At 63.7% G+C, this 14385-nt stretch carries 16 protein-coding genes and 1 pseudogene; 8 read left to right on the top strand and 9 right to left on the bottom strand.

Annotated elements, in window-relative coordinates; all coding sequences use genetic code 11:
* The first annotated feature begins 339 nt into the window (after positions 1 to 339).
* The 4 genes from NOF55_RS03895 to msrA all read left to right on the top strand — a co-directional run bounded on the left by NOF55_RS03895 (position 340) and on the right by msrA (position 4515).
* Complete coding sequence (locus NOF55_RS03895) at positions 340 to 987, top strand: LysE family translocator (RefSeq protein WP_306409985.1); 648 nt, start codon at positions 340 to 342, stop codon at positions 985 to 987.
* A gap of 420 nt (positions 988 to 1407) precedes the next feature.
* Positions 1408 to 1902, top strand: coding sequence for a peptide-methionine (R)-S-oxide reductase MsrB (gene msrB, locus NOF55_RS03890; protein WP_370868902.1), 495 nt, complete (start codon positions 1408 to 1410; stop codon positions 1900 to 1902).
* 17 nt (positions 1903 to 1919) lie between these two features.
* Complete coding sequence (locus NOF55_RS03885; RefSeq protein ID WP_306409984.1) at positions 1920 to 3779, top strand: cytochrome c biogenesis protein DipZ; 1860 nt, start codon at positions 1920 to 1922, stop codon at positions 3777 to 3779.
* Between the two features lie 10 nt (positions 3780 to 3789).
* Entirely contained in the window at positions 3790 to 4515 is a 726-nt protein-coding gene (msrA, locus tag NOF55_RS03880; protein ID WP_370868901.1) for a peptide-methionine (S)-S-oxide reductase MsrA, read from the top strand.
* Between the two features lie 48 nt (positions 4516 to 4563).
* Here msrA and NOF55_RS03875 read toward each other — a convergent pair whose 3' ends face one another.
* The 6 genes and pseudogenes from NOF55_RS03875 to NOF55_RS03845 form a co-directional block, all read right to left on the bottom strand.
* Positions 4564 to 5421, bottom strand: coding sequence for a glycosyltransferase family 2 protein (locus tag NOF55_RS03875; RefSeq protein WP_306409983.1), 858 nt, complete (start codon positions 5419 to 5421; stop codon positions 4564 to 4566).
* A 172-nt stretch (positions 5422 to 5593) separates the two neighbouring features.
* Positions 5594 to 6412, bottom strand: a complete 819-nt coding sequence (locus tag NOF55_RS03870) for a transglutaminase-like domain-containing protein (RefSeq protein WP_306409982.1) — start codon at positions 6410 to 6412, stop codon at positions 5594 to 5596.
* Positions 6413 to 6533: 121 nt separating this feature from the next.
* On the bottom strand, positions 6534 to 6809 hold the full coding sequence (locus tag NOF55_RS03865; RefSeq protein ID WP_306409981.1) for a DUF1488 family protein: 276 nt from the start codon (positions 6807 to 6809) through the stop codon (positions 6534 to 6536).
* Positions 6806 to 7132: a hypothetical protein gene (locus NOF55_RS03860; protein ID WP_306409980.1), complete on the bottom strand. Its 327-nt coding sequence runs from the start codon at positions 7130 to 7132 to the stop codon at positions 6806 to 6808. The genes NOF55_RS03865 and NOF55_RS03860 overlap by 4 nt, the downstream gene beginning before the upstream one ends.
* Before the next feature lie 15 nt (positions 7133 to 7147).
* Positions 7148 to 7372, bottom strand: coding sequence for a hypothetical protein (locus tag NOF55_RS03855; RefSeq protein ID WP_306409979.1), 225 nt, complete (start codon positions 7370 to 7372; stop codon positions 7148 to 7150).
* A 300-nt stretch (positions 7373 to 7672) separates the two neighbouring features.
* A pseudogene (locus NOF55_RS03845) lies at positions 7673 to 7927 on the bottom strand (hypothetical protein); the annotation flags it as partial.
* Positions 7928 to 8588: 661 nt separating this feature from the next.
* Between NOF55_RS03845 and NOF55_RS03840 the strand changes: the two are divergent.
* The 4 genes from NOF55_RS03840 (at position 8589) to NOF55_RS03825 (ending at position 11265) form a co-directional block, all read left to right on the top strand.
* The gene (locus NOF55_RS03840; RefSeq protein WP_306409977.1) at positions 8589 to 8981 is read left to right on the top strand and encodes a hypothetical protein; all 393 of its coding nucleotides are present in this window, start codon (positions 8589 to 8591) and stop codon (positions 8979 to 8981) included.
* A 79-nt stretch (positions 8982 to 9060) separates the two neighbouring features.
* A complete protein-coding gene (locus NOF55_RS03835) occupies positions 9061 to 9246 on the top strand; it encodes a hypothetical protein (RefSeq protein WP_306409976.1) in 186 nt (61 codons plus the stop codon).
* A gap of 455 nt (positions 9247 to 9701) precedes the next feature.
* Complete coding sequence (locus NOF55_RS03830) at positions 9702 to 10283, top strand: class I SAM-dependent methyltransferase (protein WP_306409975.1); 582 nt, start codon at positions 9702 to 9704, stop codon at positions 10281 to 10283.
* 58 nt (positions 10284 to 10341) lie between these two features.
* The gene (locus tag NOF55_RS03825; RefSeq protein ID WP_306409974.1) at positions 10342 to 11265 is read left to right on the top strand and encodes a glycosyltransferase family 8 protein; all 924 of its coding nucleotides are present in this window, start codon (positions 10342 to 10344) and stop codon (positions 11263 to 11265) included.
* A 12-nt stretch (positions 11266 to 11277) separates the two neighbouring features.
* Here the strand turns inward: NOF55_RS03825 and NOF55_RS03820 are convergent, their stop codons facing one another.
* Genes NOF55_RS03820 through NOF55_RS03810 form a run of 3 tightly spaced genes read right to left on the bottom strand, consistent with a single transcriptional unit; the run spans position 11278 to position 14380 of the window.
* Positions 11278 to 12396 (bottom strand): hypothetical protein, encoded by a 1119-nt coding sequence (locus tag NOF55_RS03820; RefSeq protein ID WP_306409973.1) that lies wholly within the window; start codon positions 12394 to 12396, stop codon positions 11278 to 11280.
* Positions 12397 to 13668, bottom strand: a complete 1272-nt coding sequence (locus NOF55_RS03815) for a glycosyltransferase (RefSeq protein ID WP_306409972.1) — start codon at positions 13666 to 13668, stop codon at positions 12397 to 12399. It abuts the gene before it with no gap.
* A gap of 10 nt (positions 13669 to 13678) precedes the next feature.
* The gene (locus NOF55_RS03810) at positions 13679 to 14380 is read right to left on the bottom strand and encodes a 4'-phosphopantetheinyl transferase family protein (protein WP_306409971.1); all 702 of its coding nucleotides are present in this window, start codon (positions 14378 to 14380) and stop codon (positions 13679 to 13681) included.
* Between the last annotated feature and the right edge of the window lie 5 nt (positions 14381 to 14385).

Raw genomic sequence — 14385 nt, 5'->3', positions numbered from 1 at the left:
CACAAAATCGTTCCGTATCTGAAACAAAATCTAATTGTTGACACCCCCACAAACTACCCCCACATTGTTGGCGCGACATCGAGCAACGCATTGAAAGTAAATGGGTTTCAGGAACGTTTGTCCGGCTCCAGGTTCCCCAGCCAATTCTCCCCAAAAGCCCTTGATTCCTTGATTTTCCAGTCGTGCCGGATATCGTTTTGGCGACTTGGTGCCCGTTGCTCCGGGAGGTCGGCGGACCGTCATCTGAATTCGAATCTGGATGGAGACGATCGCCGTCTTTAGAGTTACGAATGTCTGGGCCCGCGTCCGATTCCCAACCCTTTTTCTTCAGAGGTCGCAATGATACTCGATCCCGCCCTGACGGCCGCCTATATCGTGCTGGCCGCCGCTCTCGCGCTGGCACCCGGACCCGACGTCGTCTTCGTCGTCGCAAATGGCATGCGACACAAGGCCAGAGGGGCTTTCGCCGCCGCCCTCGGCATCGGGGTTGGCTCGCTCGTTCATGCAACCGCCGCAGCGCTGGGCGTTTCTGCCGTCATCGCCGCATCTCCGCTCGCATTCGACATCATGAGGATGGTCGGCGCGGCCTATCTGGCCTGGCTCGGGCTTCAGGCGCTCAGGGCTTTCATCCGCAACGCGGGCGCTGACGCGAAGCTCGGGCAGAGCGAAGAGGTTTCCGTATGGCGGGTCTTCTCACGCGGATTGATCACCAATATCCTCAATCCGAAGGTGGTGATCTTCTACATCGCCCTGCTGCCCCAGTTCGTGAACGTCGAGCTTGGACAGGTCGGCTTGCAGGTGTTCCTGCTCGGCTGCATCCACAATGCCATCGGGTTGACCTTCCTGATCGCGGTCGGGCTCGCCGCCGGAAAGGCTGCCGGGTGGATTTCCAGAACGAGCGTCGGCCGCTGGCTGGACGGAATTGCCGGCATCTTCTTCATTGGCCTCGCAGTTCGCCTGGCCCTGACGGGGCGGCCCAATCAGTAAACCGAAGCCGGCAACTTGCCGATCAGCCTTTCGAAACGGCGAGATCAAGCGAGCCCGAGCCGGAAAGACGCGCGCCGGGGTCGAGCCGTCTTTCCGAGCAGCCGTGATAGGCTTCATTGAACCCATACCGGCAGGTGAGCGGAATCGGCACAGGCCTGATCCCGATTATCGCATCCATCGGCCGCCGGCCTTCCCCCACCTCTCCGGCGACGGGCCTGTCACGAAGCTCTGAACGCGCGGGGCGAGAAGAGGGATTGTCAGCGCGCCGGTAAGAGCCAATATACAGCATGGATCGCTGACGGCATGTGAACGAGGCGCAGGCGAACCGCTCCTCCCCGTGATGGGGGGTGGAATGCGACAGCGGAGCGGTCGCCTGCCTCTTCGTCACCGAAAGGCCAGGTCAGGAACAGGCGGTGTGGCATGATGAACAGACGCAAATTTCTGGCGGCGGGAACGGCGGTCGTCGCTGCGGGCTATCTCGGCATGGGTGTCCACTCGCTTCTTGCCGCATCCGGCGGGACGTTTGCGGTCAGCCATACCGAAGAGGAGTGGCGCAAGCGCCTGACGCCCGAGCAGTTCGACATCCTGCGCAAGCAGGGAACGGAGTATCCGGGATCGAGCCCGCTTCTCAACGAGCACCGCAAGGGCACGTTCTCGTGTGCGGGCTGCGACCAGCCGTTGTTTTCCTCCGACACCAAGTTCGAGAGCAACACCGGCTGGCCGAGTTTCTGGGCACCGCTCGACAATGCGGTCGGCACGACGCGCGACACGTCTCACGGCATGGTGCGGGTGGAGGTCCATTGCAGCCGTTGTGGCGGCCATCTCGGTCATGTCTTCAACGACGGGCCGCGGCCGACGGGACTGCGCTACTGCCTGAACGGACTGGCCCTGACATTCACGCCGGCCGCCGCGTGACCGGGAAAGGCTGAACCATGACCTTCGCCATCCTCGCCTATCTCGCAGGCGTGCTCACCATCGTCAGCCCGTGCATTCTGCCGGTGCTGCCCTTCGTCTTCGCGCGGGCCGGGCAACCCTTCCTCAGCGGCACGCTGCCGATGCTGCTGGGCATGGCCGCGACCTTCGCCGCGGTGGCGACGCTTGCCGCGGTCGGCGGCGGCTGGGCAGTGGACGCCAACGAATATGGACGGCTGATCGCGATGATCATCCTCGCCGCCTTCGGCGTGATCCTGCTTTTTCCGGCGCTGGCCGAGCGCGTCACGCGCCCGGTCGTGGCGCTGGGCGCCCGTCTCAGCGAAACGGCCGACCGCCGCGGCAGGACCGGTGGGCTTTCAGGGGTCGGAACCTCGCTGCTCATCGGCGTGGCGACCGGCCTTCTCTGGGCGCCCTGCGCCGGACCGGTCCTCGGGCTCATCCTGACCGGCGCGGCACTGAATGGCGCGAGCGCCGGAACGACGGCGCTGCTGGCGGCCTATGCGCTGGGCGCGGCGACCTCGCTGGCGCTGGCACTGCTGGTCGGCGGGCGCGTCTATCAGGCCATGAAACGGTCGCTCGGCATCGGCGAATATGTCAGGCGCGGCATCGGTGCCGCCGTGCTGGTGGCGGTCGTGGCGATTGCCTTCGGGCTCGACACAGGCTTCCTGACGCGGATTTCGGCCGAGAGCACCACGGCGCTCGAACAATCCCTGATCGACCGCCTTCAACCGAGGCCGCAGACGGGTGCGAACGGCACCGCGATGGCGCCCTCCATGTCCATGCAGCCCGCTCCGGGCAATGCGATGACGGGCGCCGACAACAACAGCATGATGATGTCCGGCAATCCATCGATGATGATGCAGGGCGGGCCGTCGCCGTCGGGCGATGCGCCGCTTCCGGTTGAATCCATCGTGCCTTCGTTCGACGGTGCGGTCGAGTGGCTGAACTCGCCGTCGCTGACCATGAGCGAGCTCAAGGGCAAGGTGGTGCTGGTCGATTTCTGGACCTATTCCTGCATCAACTGCCTGCGCGCCATTCCCTATGTCCGCGCCTGGGCGGAGAAGTACCGGGATCAGGGCCTCGTGGTCATCGGCGTGCATTCGCCCGAATTCGCCTTCGAGAAGCGGATCGACAATGTCAGGCGCGCGACGCAGACCCTGGCCATCGACTATCCCGTGGCAGTGGACAACGACTATGCCATCTGGCGGACGTTCAACAACCAGTACTGGCCGGCGCATTACTTCATCGATGCCGAGGGCCGCGTGCGCCACCACCATTTCGGCGAGGGCGAATACGAGCAGTCCGAACGGGTGATCCAGCAGCTTCTGGCCGAGGCCGGCCGGCCCGATGTCGCCGAAGATATCGTCGCCGTGAACGCCACGGGCGCGGAAGCCGCCTCGAACGAAGCCGAGGTGCAATCGCCGGAAACCTATATCGGCTATCTCAGGGCGCAGAACTTTCTCGGCGCCGACGGCATGGTCAATGATGCCGCCCATGTCTACACGGCCGAGACACCGCGGCGCAACGAATGGGGCCTGACCGGAAGCTGGGTCGTCGGCCCGGAAAAGGCCGCGCTTTCGCAGGGCGAAGGCAGCCTCTATTATCGCTTCCACGCCCGCGACCTTCACCTCGTTCTCGGCCCCGGCAGCGACGGCAAGCCGGTGCGGTTCAAGGTGACGATCGACGGCAAGCCGCCGGGCGAGGATCACGGCGTCGATACCGATGCCGAGGGCAACGGCACCGTGACGGAACAGCGGCTTTACCAGCTCGTGCGCCAGAGCGGGCCGGTTGCCGACCGCACCTTCGAAATCCGCTTCCTGGACCCCGGTCTGGAGGCCTATGCTTTCACCTTCGGTTGAGGAGACCGCCATGCGAACGAGAGCGAGACTATCCGGCATGTTCACCGCCATCGCCAGCGCTGGCCTCGTTTTCGCGGGGCTTACGCTCACAACGGCAAGCGCGTCCGCCCAGGAGGGGATCGCGATCCCGGCCCCGGCCGTCGATGAGGCGAAGACCAGCGCCGCGAAGGAAACGGCCATCTTCGCCGGCGGCTGCTTCTGGGGCGTTCAGGGCGTGTTCCAGCGCGTCGAGGGCGTTGCCAACGCGGTGTCAGGCTATGCCGGCGGCGCGGCCGCAACCGCGCGGTACGAGATGATCGGCAGCGGCAGGACCGGCCACGCGGAAGCGGTCAGGATCACCTACGATCCGGGCAAGATCACCTACGGTCATCTTCTGCACATCTATTTCTCGGTGGCGCACGATCCGACGCAGCTCAACCGGCAAGGCCCCGATATCGGCACGCAGTACCGTTCGACCGTCTTCCCGGTGAACGAGGAACAGGCCCGTATCGCCAAGGCCTATATCGACCAGCTCAACAAGGCGCGGGTCTACGATGCCGCCATCGTCACCACCATCGAGCCGGAGAAGGCTTTCTACCCGGCGGAGGATTACCATCAGGATTTTCTGACCAACAATCCGACCTATCCCTATATCGTCCACAACGACCTGCCGAAGATCGAGAACCTGAAGCGACTGTTTCCCGACGATTTCCGGGCCGATCCGGTTCTGGTCGCCAAGGTGGGCATCGACGGCTGAAAGCCGGGACAGCACAGGGGAACCTAGCAATCCCGGTGGCCGGACGTCTTACGCGTCGGCCTTCGCATTCGCCGGCGTCACGAACGTGTTGTCGAACATCGCGCCCGGCCCGAGGGAGGAATATTCTTTCCAGCCACGGATGCGCTCGGCATATATTCTCGCCAGATGCCGGTCGAGCACCAGGTTCTTGTAATACTTGATATAATAGTGCCTGAGCTTGCGTCCGGCGGCCTTTCCCTCGGGGGAATCCTTGTACTTGTCGGCAAAATAGGCGCAGGCGCTTCCCCAGAGCCGGGACTTTTCATAGGCCGAGTCGTAATTCTTCTGGGTCGAGCCGGCGCCGATATGCTGCGTTTCGGCGCGCAGCACGCGGGCGAGCCTGTAGCCGCAATCGCGCGTTCTCAGGCACAGGTCGTTATCCTCGAAATACATGAATATGTTTTCGTCGAAAAAGCCGATCGTCCGGAAAGCGCTCATGCGCATGAACATGAACGCGCCGGACACCTGCTCGCAATAGTCCACATCCGTAATCCGGGCATCACCCCTGCCGCCGGTTTCCTCCCGGGGGCCGAACAAGGCCACTTCGGGATGAGCGTCCGCAGCCGCGACGCAGACCGAAAGGCAATCCTCCCCGACAAAAAGATCCGGGTTGATCACCACCGCATAATCGGTTTCCACCAGACGCAGGCCGACATTGCATCCCCGCCCGAAACCGACATTTTTGGGAAGTGAGATAACCTCCACCGAGGCACGGGCCCGTTTCGCCTGCTCGGCGGTGTCGTCACGGCTGGCATTATCCACCACGATGACGCGGACACCGTCCGGCAAGGATTGCAATGCCTTGCCGATGACATGCGCGCTGTTGAACGTGGTGAAAACGGCAGTCACTCTGTCGGCGAAATCCATGCTACGGCTCTTTCCATCGTACCGGTCGCCCATGAAGCGACACCATACCGCCGTACCTCGCCTTTATGTCTTGCGAAGACGCCCGGGAGGCATCTTCTATCCGAACGCCGCCGCATTTTCCAGATGCGGAGAACAGCGTCCTTCTCCAGTCTGGCCGCGCCATCCCGACGTCTCAGACGCTTTGCAGGTCCTGCACTTCGTAGGTCCAGACGCGGAACGCCTTGAGAACGTGCGGGCCGAAGGAATTGACGAGCGGTATGTCGGCCGCATCCCGGCCGCGCGCGACCACGATCCGGCCAATCCGCGGCGTGTTGTTGCGCGGATCGAAGGTGTGCCACTCGCCGTCCAGGAAGACCTCGATCCAGGCGCTGAAATCCATCGGATCGACGACCGGAACGCCTATATCGCCGAGATGGCCGTTGACGTAGCGGGCGGGAATGTTGAGGCAGCGGCAGAGCGTGACGGCGAGATGGGCGAAATCGCGGCAGACGCCGACGCGCTCATGGAACACCTCATAGGCCGTCCGCGTCGAGCGGGCCTGCATGTAGTCGAAACGGATGTGGCCGTGAACGAAATCGCAGATCGCCTGCACACGGCCCCAGCCGGGCGGCACCGTGCCGAACATGTCCCAGGCGGCCTGGCTGAGAAGGTCGGTTTCGCAATAGCGGCTGCCCATGAGATAGTTGAGGCAATCGTCCGGCAGTTCCGCCACAGGAAGCTCCCGCGCGTCCGGCAGCACCCTGTCCGGCCGGCCGTCGTCCTCGATGGTGGCATCGCCCCATATCATCAGGTCGCCCGCCGGCGCGACGAGCCGCCGGCAGCGGTTGCCGAAAAGATCCCGGTAGGTCGATGTCGGGACATCGGGATCGGTGAACACCGTTTCCGCCCCCCTGATGTCGGCCGCGCGATCGTCATGGACCGACAGAAGACACACCAGAGCGGTGGGTTGCCGGCAGGCCAGCGTGATCTCGTAACCGTAGCGGATCAGCATCCGGGCGGGGTCCTCTCTTGGAGCGATTTCAGGAAAAGTATGAGGCGGTTTTCCGTTCGGAATTGCGCAAAAACAAATAATCAAAGCCTTTCAGCGTTTCCGTGAAAAGATCGAATGCCCCCTAATGGAAATCGGCGGCGGTCAGAGTGTAGGACGGGCGGCGGCCCTGGGCATAGGCCTTGCGCGCGATATCGTGGATCGACGTTCGCAGGGCATCGAAGGCCGAAAGGCACTTCGCCTCCAGCGACCCGGCCCGGCGTGCGGCAACATCCGATTTTGCCAAAGCGCCCGCCTCGATGAAGAACCGCACCTCGAACATGCCGTCATGGCCGATGAAGCGCACGGCGTTGCGTGTTTCGTCGAAGCTGCGGCTCGGATTGGGAAAGGCCAGCGTCATGACTGGCACCCCGCGTCCGTGGGAGCCCGCACGACGGCCGGCCGGGTGGCGACACGCTCCTTCCGGCGAGCGAGACTGCGGAGGTTGAGGGACAGCATGCCGCAGGTGGCATCCGCCCGGCTGAGGCCGGTCATCGCCTCGCCGTCGATGCGTGCCGGCACGCCGGTGAAGACGTGATAGATCGTCCAGGACCGGTCCCCTTCGACGCGGCGACCGTATTGATGATCCATCGTTGCGGATGGCAATGCTCCGCCTTCGTTTTCCCAGACACCGAGCGCAAACGCCCGTCGGGGACTGTCGATTTCCGTTCTCAGGATATTCATGGTGATGACCTTTCGTCAAAATGTCTCAATGGCGCCGGGGTCGCCTGAATAGAGTTCGTTCCCCTGCCCGTCCCTTATGGTCATGGCATCCGGCCGCTGCGGCATGCCGAGGGTCTGCGCCAGCCGCCGGGCGATTTCGATCGCGTCAGCGAGATCGGCGGCTTCCGCGACCTCACGGCCGACGACGGCGTGCGCATCGTCCCTGTTTCGGGTGCGGTAGAACTCGATCTCGACCTTCACCGACCCTCTCTTCCCTCTAAGAGCGCGCCATTCCCTTCAGTTCCGGTCCACCGGCTCGAGATTGTCTTCCGTCGTCACCCGCTCATGACGCTCCTCGTCGTTGCGGATGCGATACTGGAAAGACGTGCCCTGCGGCGGCAGCACGCAGGTGATGCGGTAGACATCGGGAGAGCGGATGGCGGACTTGATGAAGCCGGCCTTCATCCGGACGCGCTGCCCCACCGCGAAAAGATGCGTTGCCGCGGCGCGTCGGACAGGGCGGGTATAGGATTGCCGGAAATGGATAGCGGTCATCGCGTGTTCTTGATCCTTTTCGAGTGCGGCCTGAAGATCGGCCGGATCGACCGGCACCATCTGCCAGGCGGAGGCTTGCCGGCCGATTGCCGGCAGGTGGATGACAGCGCCCAGACGCCGGCAGGCATGGCGGGAGACGGCCTCGATCAATGCCTCGTCCTGCTCGACGCGGTATTGTCCGGCCGGTTGCGCCACGGTGAGGCCAGGCAGGCGGAACGGGAACGAAAAACGGGCGACGGTCTGCGTGGCGCGGCTGGCCATGTCTCGGTCTCCACAAGTTCGACCGCGCCGGACCGGCACGGTGCATTCGCTGTCGAGAATTCGGTATCGGATGGCGGGCCGCAGCGCGCGGTCCACCAAGAACCGGAGCCGCGAAACCATGTTCTTCAGGCTCAACGAGCATCATGTATGCGCCCCAAATGAGTTTCGAACAAGGCGTGAAGAAATTTTTATTTCTAAATTCATATAAAAAATACAACATCCGAATGAAAATCACTCTTATCCAAAAATAAATATCGCGTCATAACGTATATAATAATCCGGAAATCAATTTATTTATTTCAATAATTTCACATAAACCGGATTTTAAATTTGAAAATCCTGTCCTCGAAATAGCAAAGGTGTTATGAATGAATTGCGGACGCCCTATTCGCAGGCCGCAGAAAGATCCCGATGACATCCCATCCAGTCGCCGACCGCGCCGTCCTCCGGCCTGTGGATGGCGGCGCCAGACCCGGGAACAGGATCGTCACCCCCACCCCATCAGCCAAAAGCCGCAGGACGGCGAAACGACCGCCGGCATTCCGGCAGGAAAACCCGCTCCGGCGGCCGATAGCGGCGCGGGGCGGGCATAAGCATGCGCACCTCAATCGTCCCGCGACAGCGGGCGCAAACCGAATATCGATCAGAAAGGATTGATTTCATGGCCATGCAAAGCACGACGAAACCATCCCTGTCCCAGCGCTGGGAAAACTATCAGCCTTCGAAGGGCGCGTTGATCTGGGCATGTATCGGGGCGGTCGTCGCCACGATCGTCATCGGGTTCAACTGGGGCGGCTGGGTGACGGGCGGCACGTCCCGCGCGGCAGCGACCACTGCCGGCGATGTCGCGCGCGGCGAACTGGCGACCGCCATCTGTGTCGAACGGTTCAACGCGGCGCCGGACGCGGCGGCCCGCCTCACGGAATTCAAGGCCCTGCCCGATAATTACAGGAGGCGCCAGTTCGTGGAGACCGGCGGCTGGGCGACGATGCCCGGGCAGACGACCGCCGACAGGCTCGGCGGACAAGGCTGTGCCGCCGCCCTCTCCGCCTGAAACCGGCCTTCTCCGGCACGCCTGCGCTCCGGTGCCTGCCGGAGCGATTCCACGACCGACCACAACAGGGAACATGCCCATGATCCGTTTCGTAACGAAGCCCGACCCGCAGCCCCAGACGCCGGAAACCATATTGCCGCCGGAAGCCGAAGACCAGGACCGCGCACTGGCTCCCGAGGCGAAGACCAGTGGGGAGCCGGCATCCGGCCCCGGCCGCAGGCAGCGACGCGCCCGGCCAGCCGTCGACGCCGACCGCCTTCTTTGAACCGAACGTGTCACGCCGGGTAAAAGCGTTCGACGCAGCGACAAGCTATGCCCGCGTTCCGCATGTCCGGTTTGACTGTCTATCGGCGTTTCATGACGCGTCAAACTGCTGACAAACGGCGCCTCGCTCTCCTTCGTCATGGTCGGGCTCGACCCCCGACCATCCACCGCGCCGCTTGCGGCGTGGGCCCTCAGGTCGAGCCCGAGAGTGACAAAGGAAAAGTTTTGTCAATACACGGCTTCCAATCTTTCTTTCTGGTTTACTTCACCTTCTCCAGTTAAAAAAATTCCCGTTCAACTTATATAATATTTGCATTTTGTTATTGCCTTGGGCAACATCCCGGCCAAGTCGATTTGCGTTGGGGAGACAGAAGCTTGGTAGACTTTCGGTATTTGCGTATCAATCTGTTCTACAAGTTACTGATGCCGTTTTCGGCCCGCACGCGACGCAAGCGCATGGAACAATTCTGTTCGATCATGAATATCGACCGCAGCGTCACTGTTCTGGACCTTGGCGGACAGCCGATGATCTGGGAACCGGTCGATCCCAGCCTGGATATCACCATTCTCAATCTTCCGGGGATCGCGCAGGCTGCCCCGCATTCCCACCACACCATCCGTTACGTCGAGGGCGATGCCTGCAATGTGACGGGCTACGAAGACCAGAGCTTCGACATCGTATTCAGCAACAGCGTCATCGAGCATGTCGGCGACGAGCGCTTCCGGGCGGCCTTCGCACGCGAGGTCCAGCGGCTCGGCAAGAGCTACTGGGTGCAGACGCCCTGCAAGTATTTCCCCATCGAGCCGCATAACGGCATGCCGTTCTGGTGGTTCTATCCCGCATCGCTGCGCCGCTTCATCGTCGAGCGCTGGCGGCGCAAGCTGCCGGCCTGGACGGAGATGATCGACGGCACCGATATCGTCTCGCGCAAGGAGCTCGAGCGGCTGTTTCCGGAGGCCAGGGTGATCGTCGAGCGGTTCATGGGGCTGCCCAAATCCTACATCGTCTTCGACAACCGGGCCGCTTCGAAGCGATGACCTTTTATTCATGGCGCTTGGTGCGCCGATACTGGGAAAAACCGCGGCAGAGGCGTCCATGACCATCGATATCGTTCTTTCCGCCGACCGGGGCGTACTCTACGGCCTTGCGACCACGGTGCGCTCCGCACTGGAATCGTCGTCGGACATCGTGAACGTCCATGTGCTGGCAACCGGCTTTTCGGAAAAGGACCGCGCGGATCTCAAACGGTCGTGGGCGCACGGCAAGTGCGGGACCGTCGCGTTTTACGACGTTCCGGCCGAAAAGCTCGCGCCGTTCCGCTCGACCAAGTACCTGAAGAGCAAATCGGCCTATGCCCGCTACTTCATCGCCCTCCTCCCCGCCGACGTGACGCGCTGCATCTATCTCGACACCGATCTTCTGGTGATGCGGGATCTCGCCGAAGCCGCGCGAATGGATCTCGCCGGCCATCCGATCGCCGCCGTCGCGGACGTGTCCGTGCGGACCCGCAAGAGCTGGCCCGAGTTGCGGGCGCGGCTGGGGCTTCAGGACGAACGCACCTACTTCAACAGCGGCTTCCTGATCATCGATCTCACCGCCTGGCGGGCGCATGACATCGAGCAGGCGCTGGTGGACATCTCGATTGCCGCGTTCGACAGGCTGGATTCGCAGGACCAGGATGCCCTCAACCTCGTCTTCGAAAACAAAACGCTGCTCCTCGACCCCGACTGGAACACCTCACAGTATGAACGGCCCGAGCGGCTGGAGGGCAGGATCATCCACCTGATCGGCACCGTAAAGCCGTGGCATGCCCGCTATGCGAAGAAGCTGGACGATCCCTATATGAAGAACGTCATGTACGACGGCTTCTACGGCATCCTCGACAGGACGGCCTACAGGGGCTACCGGCCGTGGAATGTCGCCGGCCTCGGCGCCCTTGCCGAAACGTTCAGGGGCAACATCCCCACCCGCGACATGATCGCCGGCAAGCTGCGCCGGATGGTCTCGCGAAACGGATAGGTCCGGGAGGCGTCACAGCCGGAAGGCAAAGCGTAGCGTATCGCGGACCTGCTGGATCCTCGATCGCAGATAGCCCCTTTCCGCCCGCGTGTAGGTTCGCTCCACATAGCCCGTATAATGCAGGATGAACGGCAGGCCCGGGCCCGAGGCGCAGGCCGCGCTGTCGAAGGTCGGCGTCGTCTCGCGGTATCGATCCATGAAGGCGGCGGCGAATTGCCGGAGCGTTTCCGCCTGTCCGGCGGGGATCGGGGACGGCGCCCCCGGGCCGGGCAGCCTGCCGTAGATCGCATGGAAGGTGAGCGCCGCCACGAAGTAGTTGCCGACCGGCGTCAAGTGGACGTCGTCCGAAAAGATCGCATCCGCCGCCTGCCTGTCGTCCGCGAAGGCGAAACCGGGCAGAGCCGGGTCGTCGCGCAGATGCGCCATCAGGTCCGCCAGCGCAAGGGACACGGGGATCATGAAGATGCGGTCCGGCCGGCCCTCGGCCGCGATCCGGTCGTTCACCCGGGCAACCGTGCATTGCCAGACCGGCCATGCCGCCCGCTCATAGGCGATCCAGTCGGCAAGGTCGCTCTTGTCCGATACGTCGAGCCACGGGGTGAAGAAAAACGTCTGCCCTTGCGGGTTCGCCGCCACGAACCTGTCCTGATAGGCGCCCAGATGCGTCACCGTATCCTGCCACAGAAGCGTGTCGAGCAGCCTGTGCTGCTCGGTGATCAGCAGGATGTCGTATGGCCCCGCCTCCGGCACCTCGGGCGCACGCAGCTCCGCCAGCACGTCGATCGGCCGGCCCTCAGGGTCCGTGCCGGCGGAAAATCCCGACCACGGCCTTGCCGCGTCGTCGCCGAAGGACCGGCTCCTGATCGACGATCCACCGATATGCTGCCGGTTCCAGACGATCGGCAGGCCGCTAGCATCGGCGATCTCGCTGAGAAAGTACGGCACGGGGCGGTCTGTCAGGCTGTGGCCGGAGATGAAGATGTGGCGCCGGGCTTCCATTCCGGCCGGGTCCGGCAGCGAGAGATGCACGGGGGTATCCTTTCCGGTTTGCGGTGCCCCGGCGGCGAATGCGAAGAGGATCGATCCCGCAAGGACGGCGGCGGCAGAGAGTGCGAAGGCACGCGACATCATTCAGGCAAACTCCACGAGCAGGTCCGCACGGCGGCGGTAGAGCGTTTCCTCATCGAAGCGGGCGCCGGACGCGGCCGCATCGCGAACCAGTTGCGCCAGATCGCGGCGGCTGGTGGCGAGGTCCGCGATCCGGCGGCCGAGCGCCCCGGCATCGTGAAGCGGGGTCAGGACGCCGCCGCCCTGTTCGGCAACCAGATCCTCGGCATAAGGGGAGGTGTAGCCGACGATGGGGCAGCCGCAGACCAGCGCCTCGATCAGGCATCGCGGCGATTCCGGCGTCTTGTGGCAGAACACGAACAGATCGCTGTCGCGCATCGCGTCCAAAACCGCCTCCCGGTCGGCGACATGGCCGGCGAGACGGATATGACCGGACAGGCCCTTCTCGCGGATCAGGCCGCGCATCGCCTCCACGAGCGGACCGTCCCCCAGCCATCGCGCCTCGAGCGGGACGCCGGCGCCGGCCGCGGCCGCCAGAGCGTCGATCCAGTCCTGCGGCCCCTTCATGGCCGCCGCCCGTCCGACATAGACGATCCGAAGCGGCGCGCCGGACAGAAGCCGCTCCACCTTCGCCTCCAGCCTCTCCCCGTCGATGCGGTCGGCGCGCTGCGTGTGGACGTCATACATGCACACGGGGTTGGAGGAGAAGCCGGCATAGGCGTTGTAGGTATCGCGTCCCTGGAACAGGCCGAGCGAACTGCGGCCGATGAGATAGCGATGATAGCGCTTCATGACCGGCAGCGTCATGCGCTCCTTCATGCGCCGGCGGAACCTGTGGTCCGGAAGCGTCCTGAGAATGACGTCGTGCTCGACCCGATCGAACCAGACGGCGAACTTGCGGCCCTGCGCATCCGCTTCCAGCGCGGCGACCGCACCCCAGTCGCCGGACAGATAACCGAGCGTGAAGCAGAGGTGATCGCTGTCGCGAATGGCCTGCCCGAGCAGCGCGCGCGTCCGCCTGTAGGTCCGCGCGAATGCCGTGATCCTGTAGGCGAACGGCAGTTCCATGAATTCGACGCGCCCGGAACAGGGCAGATCCACGACGTCGACCCAGGCGACGGAGGTGTCCTCCTCGCGCTCGGCATCGAGAACGATGCCGGCGAATGTCACCTGCCGGAAATTCTCCGCATAGCGGACGAGACCGGCGCAGGTCTGATCGTCGAGCTGGAGACCGCGCGGGCCGCGGCGCAGACGGACCGCCGTGACGAGCAGAACGCTTGCATCGGCGCGAGGCGGCAGCGTTTCCCGGCCTTTCGTGTCCTGCACATCCAGCATGGCGCCGCCTTCAATCCGTCAGGTTGGCCGTCTCAAGACGGCGAAATAACCCGGCATGCCGGGAAGCCGTCATCGTCAAGCCGGTGAGAATGTAACCGTCCTCGATGGTCAGGCGGCCTTCGAGGATCGTGCCGCGAGCGATGCCGGCGGCATCCCTGCGGAACCGCGCATGATAGGAAGACGCATGGAGAGCGATGTCGATATCCTGAAAATCCAGGAGGACGCCCGTCAGTGGATACTGGCATTTGTAGAGCGATTCCTTCGCGCTGAAGATCGCCCGGGCCAGCAGCATCCGGCGCTCCGGCGGCTGGCGGCCGAGCCATGCCTCCTCTTCCGGCGTGCAGATCGTTTCGACCAGATCCGCCGGCAGAGGTTCGGCCGGCTCCACGTCGAGGCCGATCGATCCATAGCCGTCGCGGACCAGTGCCACCGCCGCAACGCAGAGCGTGGCGCAATGGCTGATGCTGCCGACGACGCCCTCGGGCCAGACGGGCGCACGGTCGGGCGCGGCGGGAATGGCGACGCCTTCCAGCCCGAGGGCACTCATAGCCATCCGCGCGCAGGCGCGTCCGGCGTGAAACTCGCGCCTGCGGCTGTCGACGGCGCGCTCCACGAAGCGTTCCTCCTCGCGATACGGACGGGCGACCGCGGCGCGCGGATCGCAGCACGCCGTCCCGACGCCTTCGGCAAAAAGAGCCCGCAACGCCTCCATGCCGC

The organism is Ectorhizobium quercum (assembly GCF_026552795.1).
Classification (GTDB): Bacteria; Pseudomonadota; Alphaproteobacteria; order Rhizobiales; family Rhizobiaceae; genus Ectorhizobium; species Ectorhizobium quercum.
The sequence above is the reverse complement of the archived record's forward strand: the minus strand, read 5'-3'. Positions and strand labels throughout refer to the sequence as shown.

What these genes read in the sequence shown, in the direction of transcription:
- NOF55_RS03895 (WP_306409985.1), top strand. Translation starts at nt 340, where the DNA reads ATGATACTCGATCCCGCCCTGACGGCCGCCTATATCGTGCTGGCCGCC.
- msrB (WP_370868902.1), top strand. Translation starts at nt 1,408, where the DNA reads ATGATGAACAGACGCAAATTTCTGGCGGCGGGAACGGCGGTCGTCGCT.
- NOF55_RS03885 (WP_306409984.1), top strand. Translation starts at nt 1,920, where the DNA reads ATGACCTTCGCCATCCTCGCCTATCTCGCAGGCGTGCTCACCATCGTC.
- msrA (WP_370868901.1), top strand. Translation starts at nt 3,790, where the DNA reads ATGCGAACGAGAGCGAGACTATCCGGCATGTTCACCGCCATCGCCAGC.
- NOF55_RS03875 (WP_306409983.1), bottom strand. Translation starts at nt 5,421, where the DNA reads ATGGATTTCGCCGACAGAGTGACTGCCGTTTTCACCACGTTCAACAGC.
- NOF55_RS03870 (WP_306409982.1), bottom strand. Translation starts at nt 6,412, where the DNA reads ATGCTGATCCGCTACGGTTACGAGATCACGCTGGCCTGCCGGCAACCC.
- NOF55_RS03865 (WP_306409981.1), bottom strand. Translation starts at nt 6,809, where the DNA reads ATGACGCTGGCCTTTCCCAATCCGAGCCGCAGCTTCGACGAAACACGC.
- NOF55_RS03860 (WP_306409980.1), bottom strand. Translation starts at nt 7,132, where the DNA reads ATGAATATCCTGAGAACGGAAATCGACAGTCCCCGACGGGCGTTTGCG.
- NOF55_RS03840 (WP_306409977.1), top strand. Translation starts at nt 8,589, where the DNA reads ATGGCCATGCAAAGCACGACGAAACCATCCCTGTCCCAGCGCTGGGAA.
- NOF55_RS03835 (WP_306409976.1), top strand. Translation starts at nt 9,061, where the DNA reads ATGATCCGTTTCGTAACGAAGCCCGACCCGCAGCCCCAGACGCCGGAA.
- NOF55_RS03830 (WP_306409975.1), top strand. Translation starts at nt 9,702, where the DNA reads ATGGAACAATTCTGTTCGATCATGAATATCGACCGCAGCGTCACTGTT.
- NOF55_RS03825 (WP_306409974.1), top strand. Translation starts at nt 10,342, where the DNA reads ATGACCATCGATATCGTTCTTTCCGCCGACCGGGGCGTACTCTACGGC.
- NOF55_RS03820 (WP_306409973.1), bottom strand. Translation starts at nt 12,396, where the DNA reads ATGATGTCGCGTGCCTTCGCACTCTCTGCCGCCGCCGTCCTTGCGGGA.
- NOF55_RS03815 (WP_306409972.1), bottom strand. Translation starts at nt 13,668, where the DNA reads ATGCTGGATGTGCAGGACACGAAAGGCCGGGAAACGCTGCCGCCTCGC.
- NOF55_RS03810 (WP_306409971.1), bottom strand. Translation starts at nt 14,380, where the DNA reads ATGGAGGCGTTGCGGGCTCTTTTTGCCGAAGGCGTCGGGACGGCGTGC.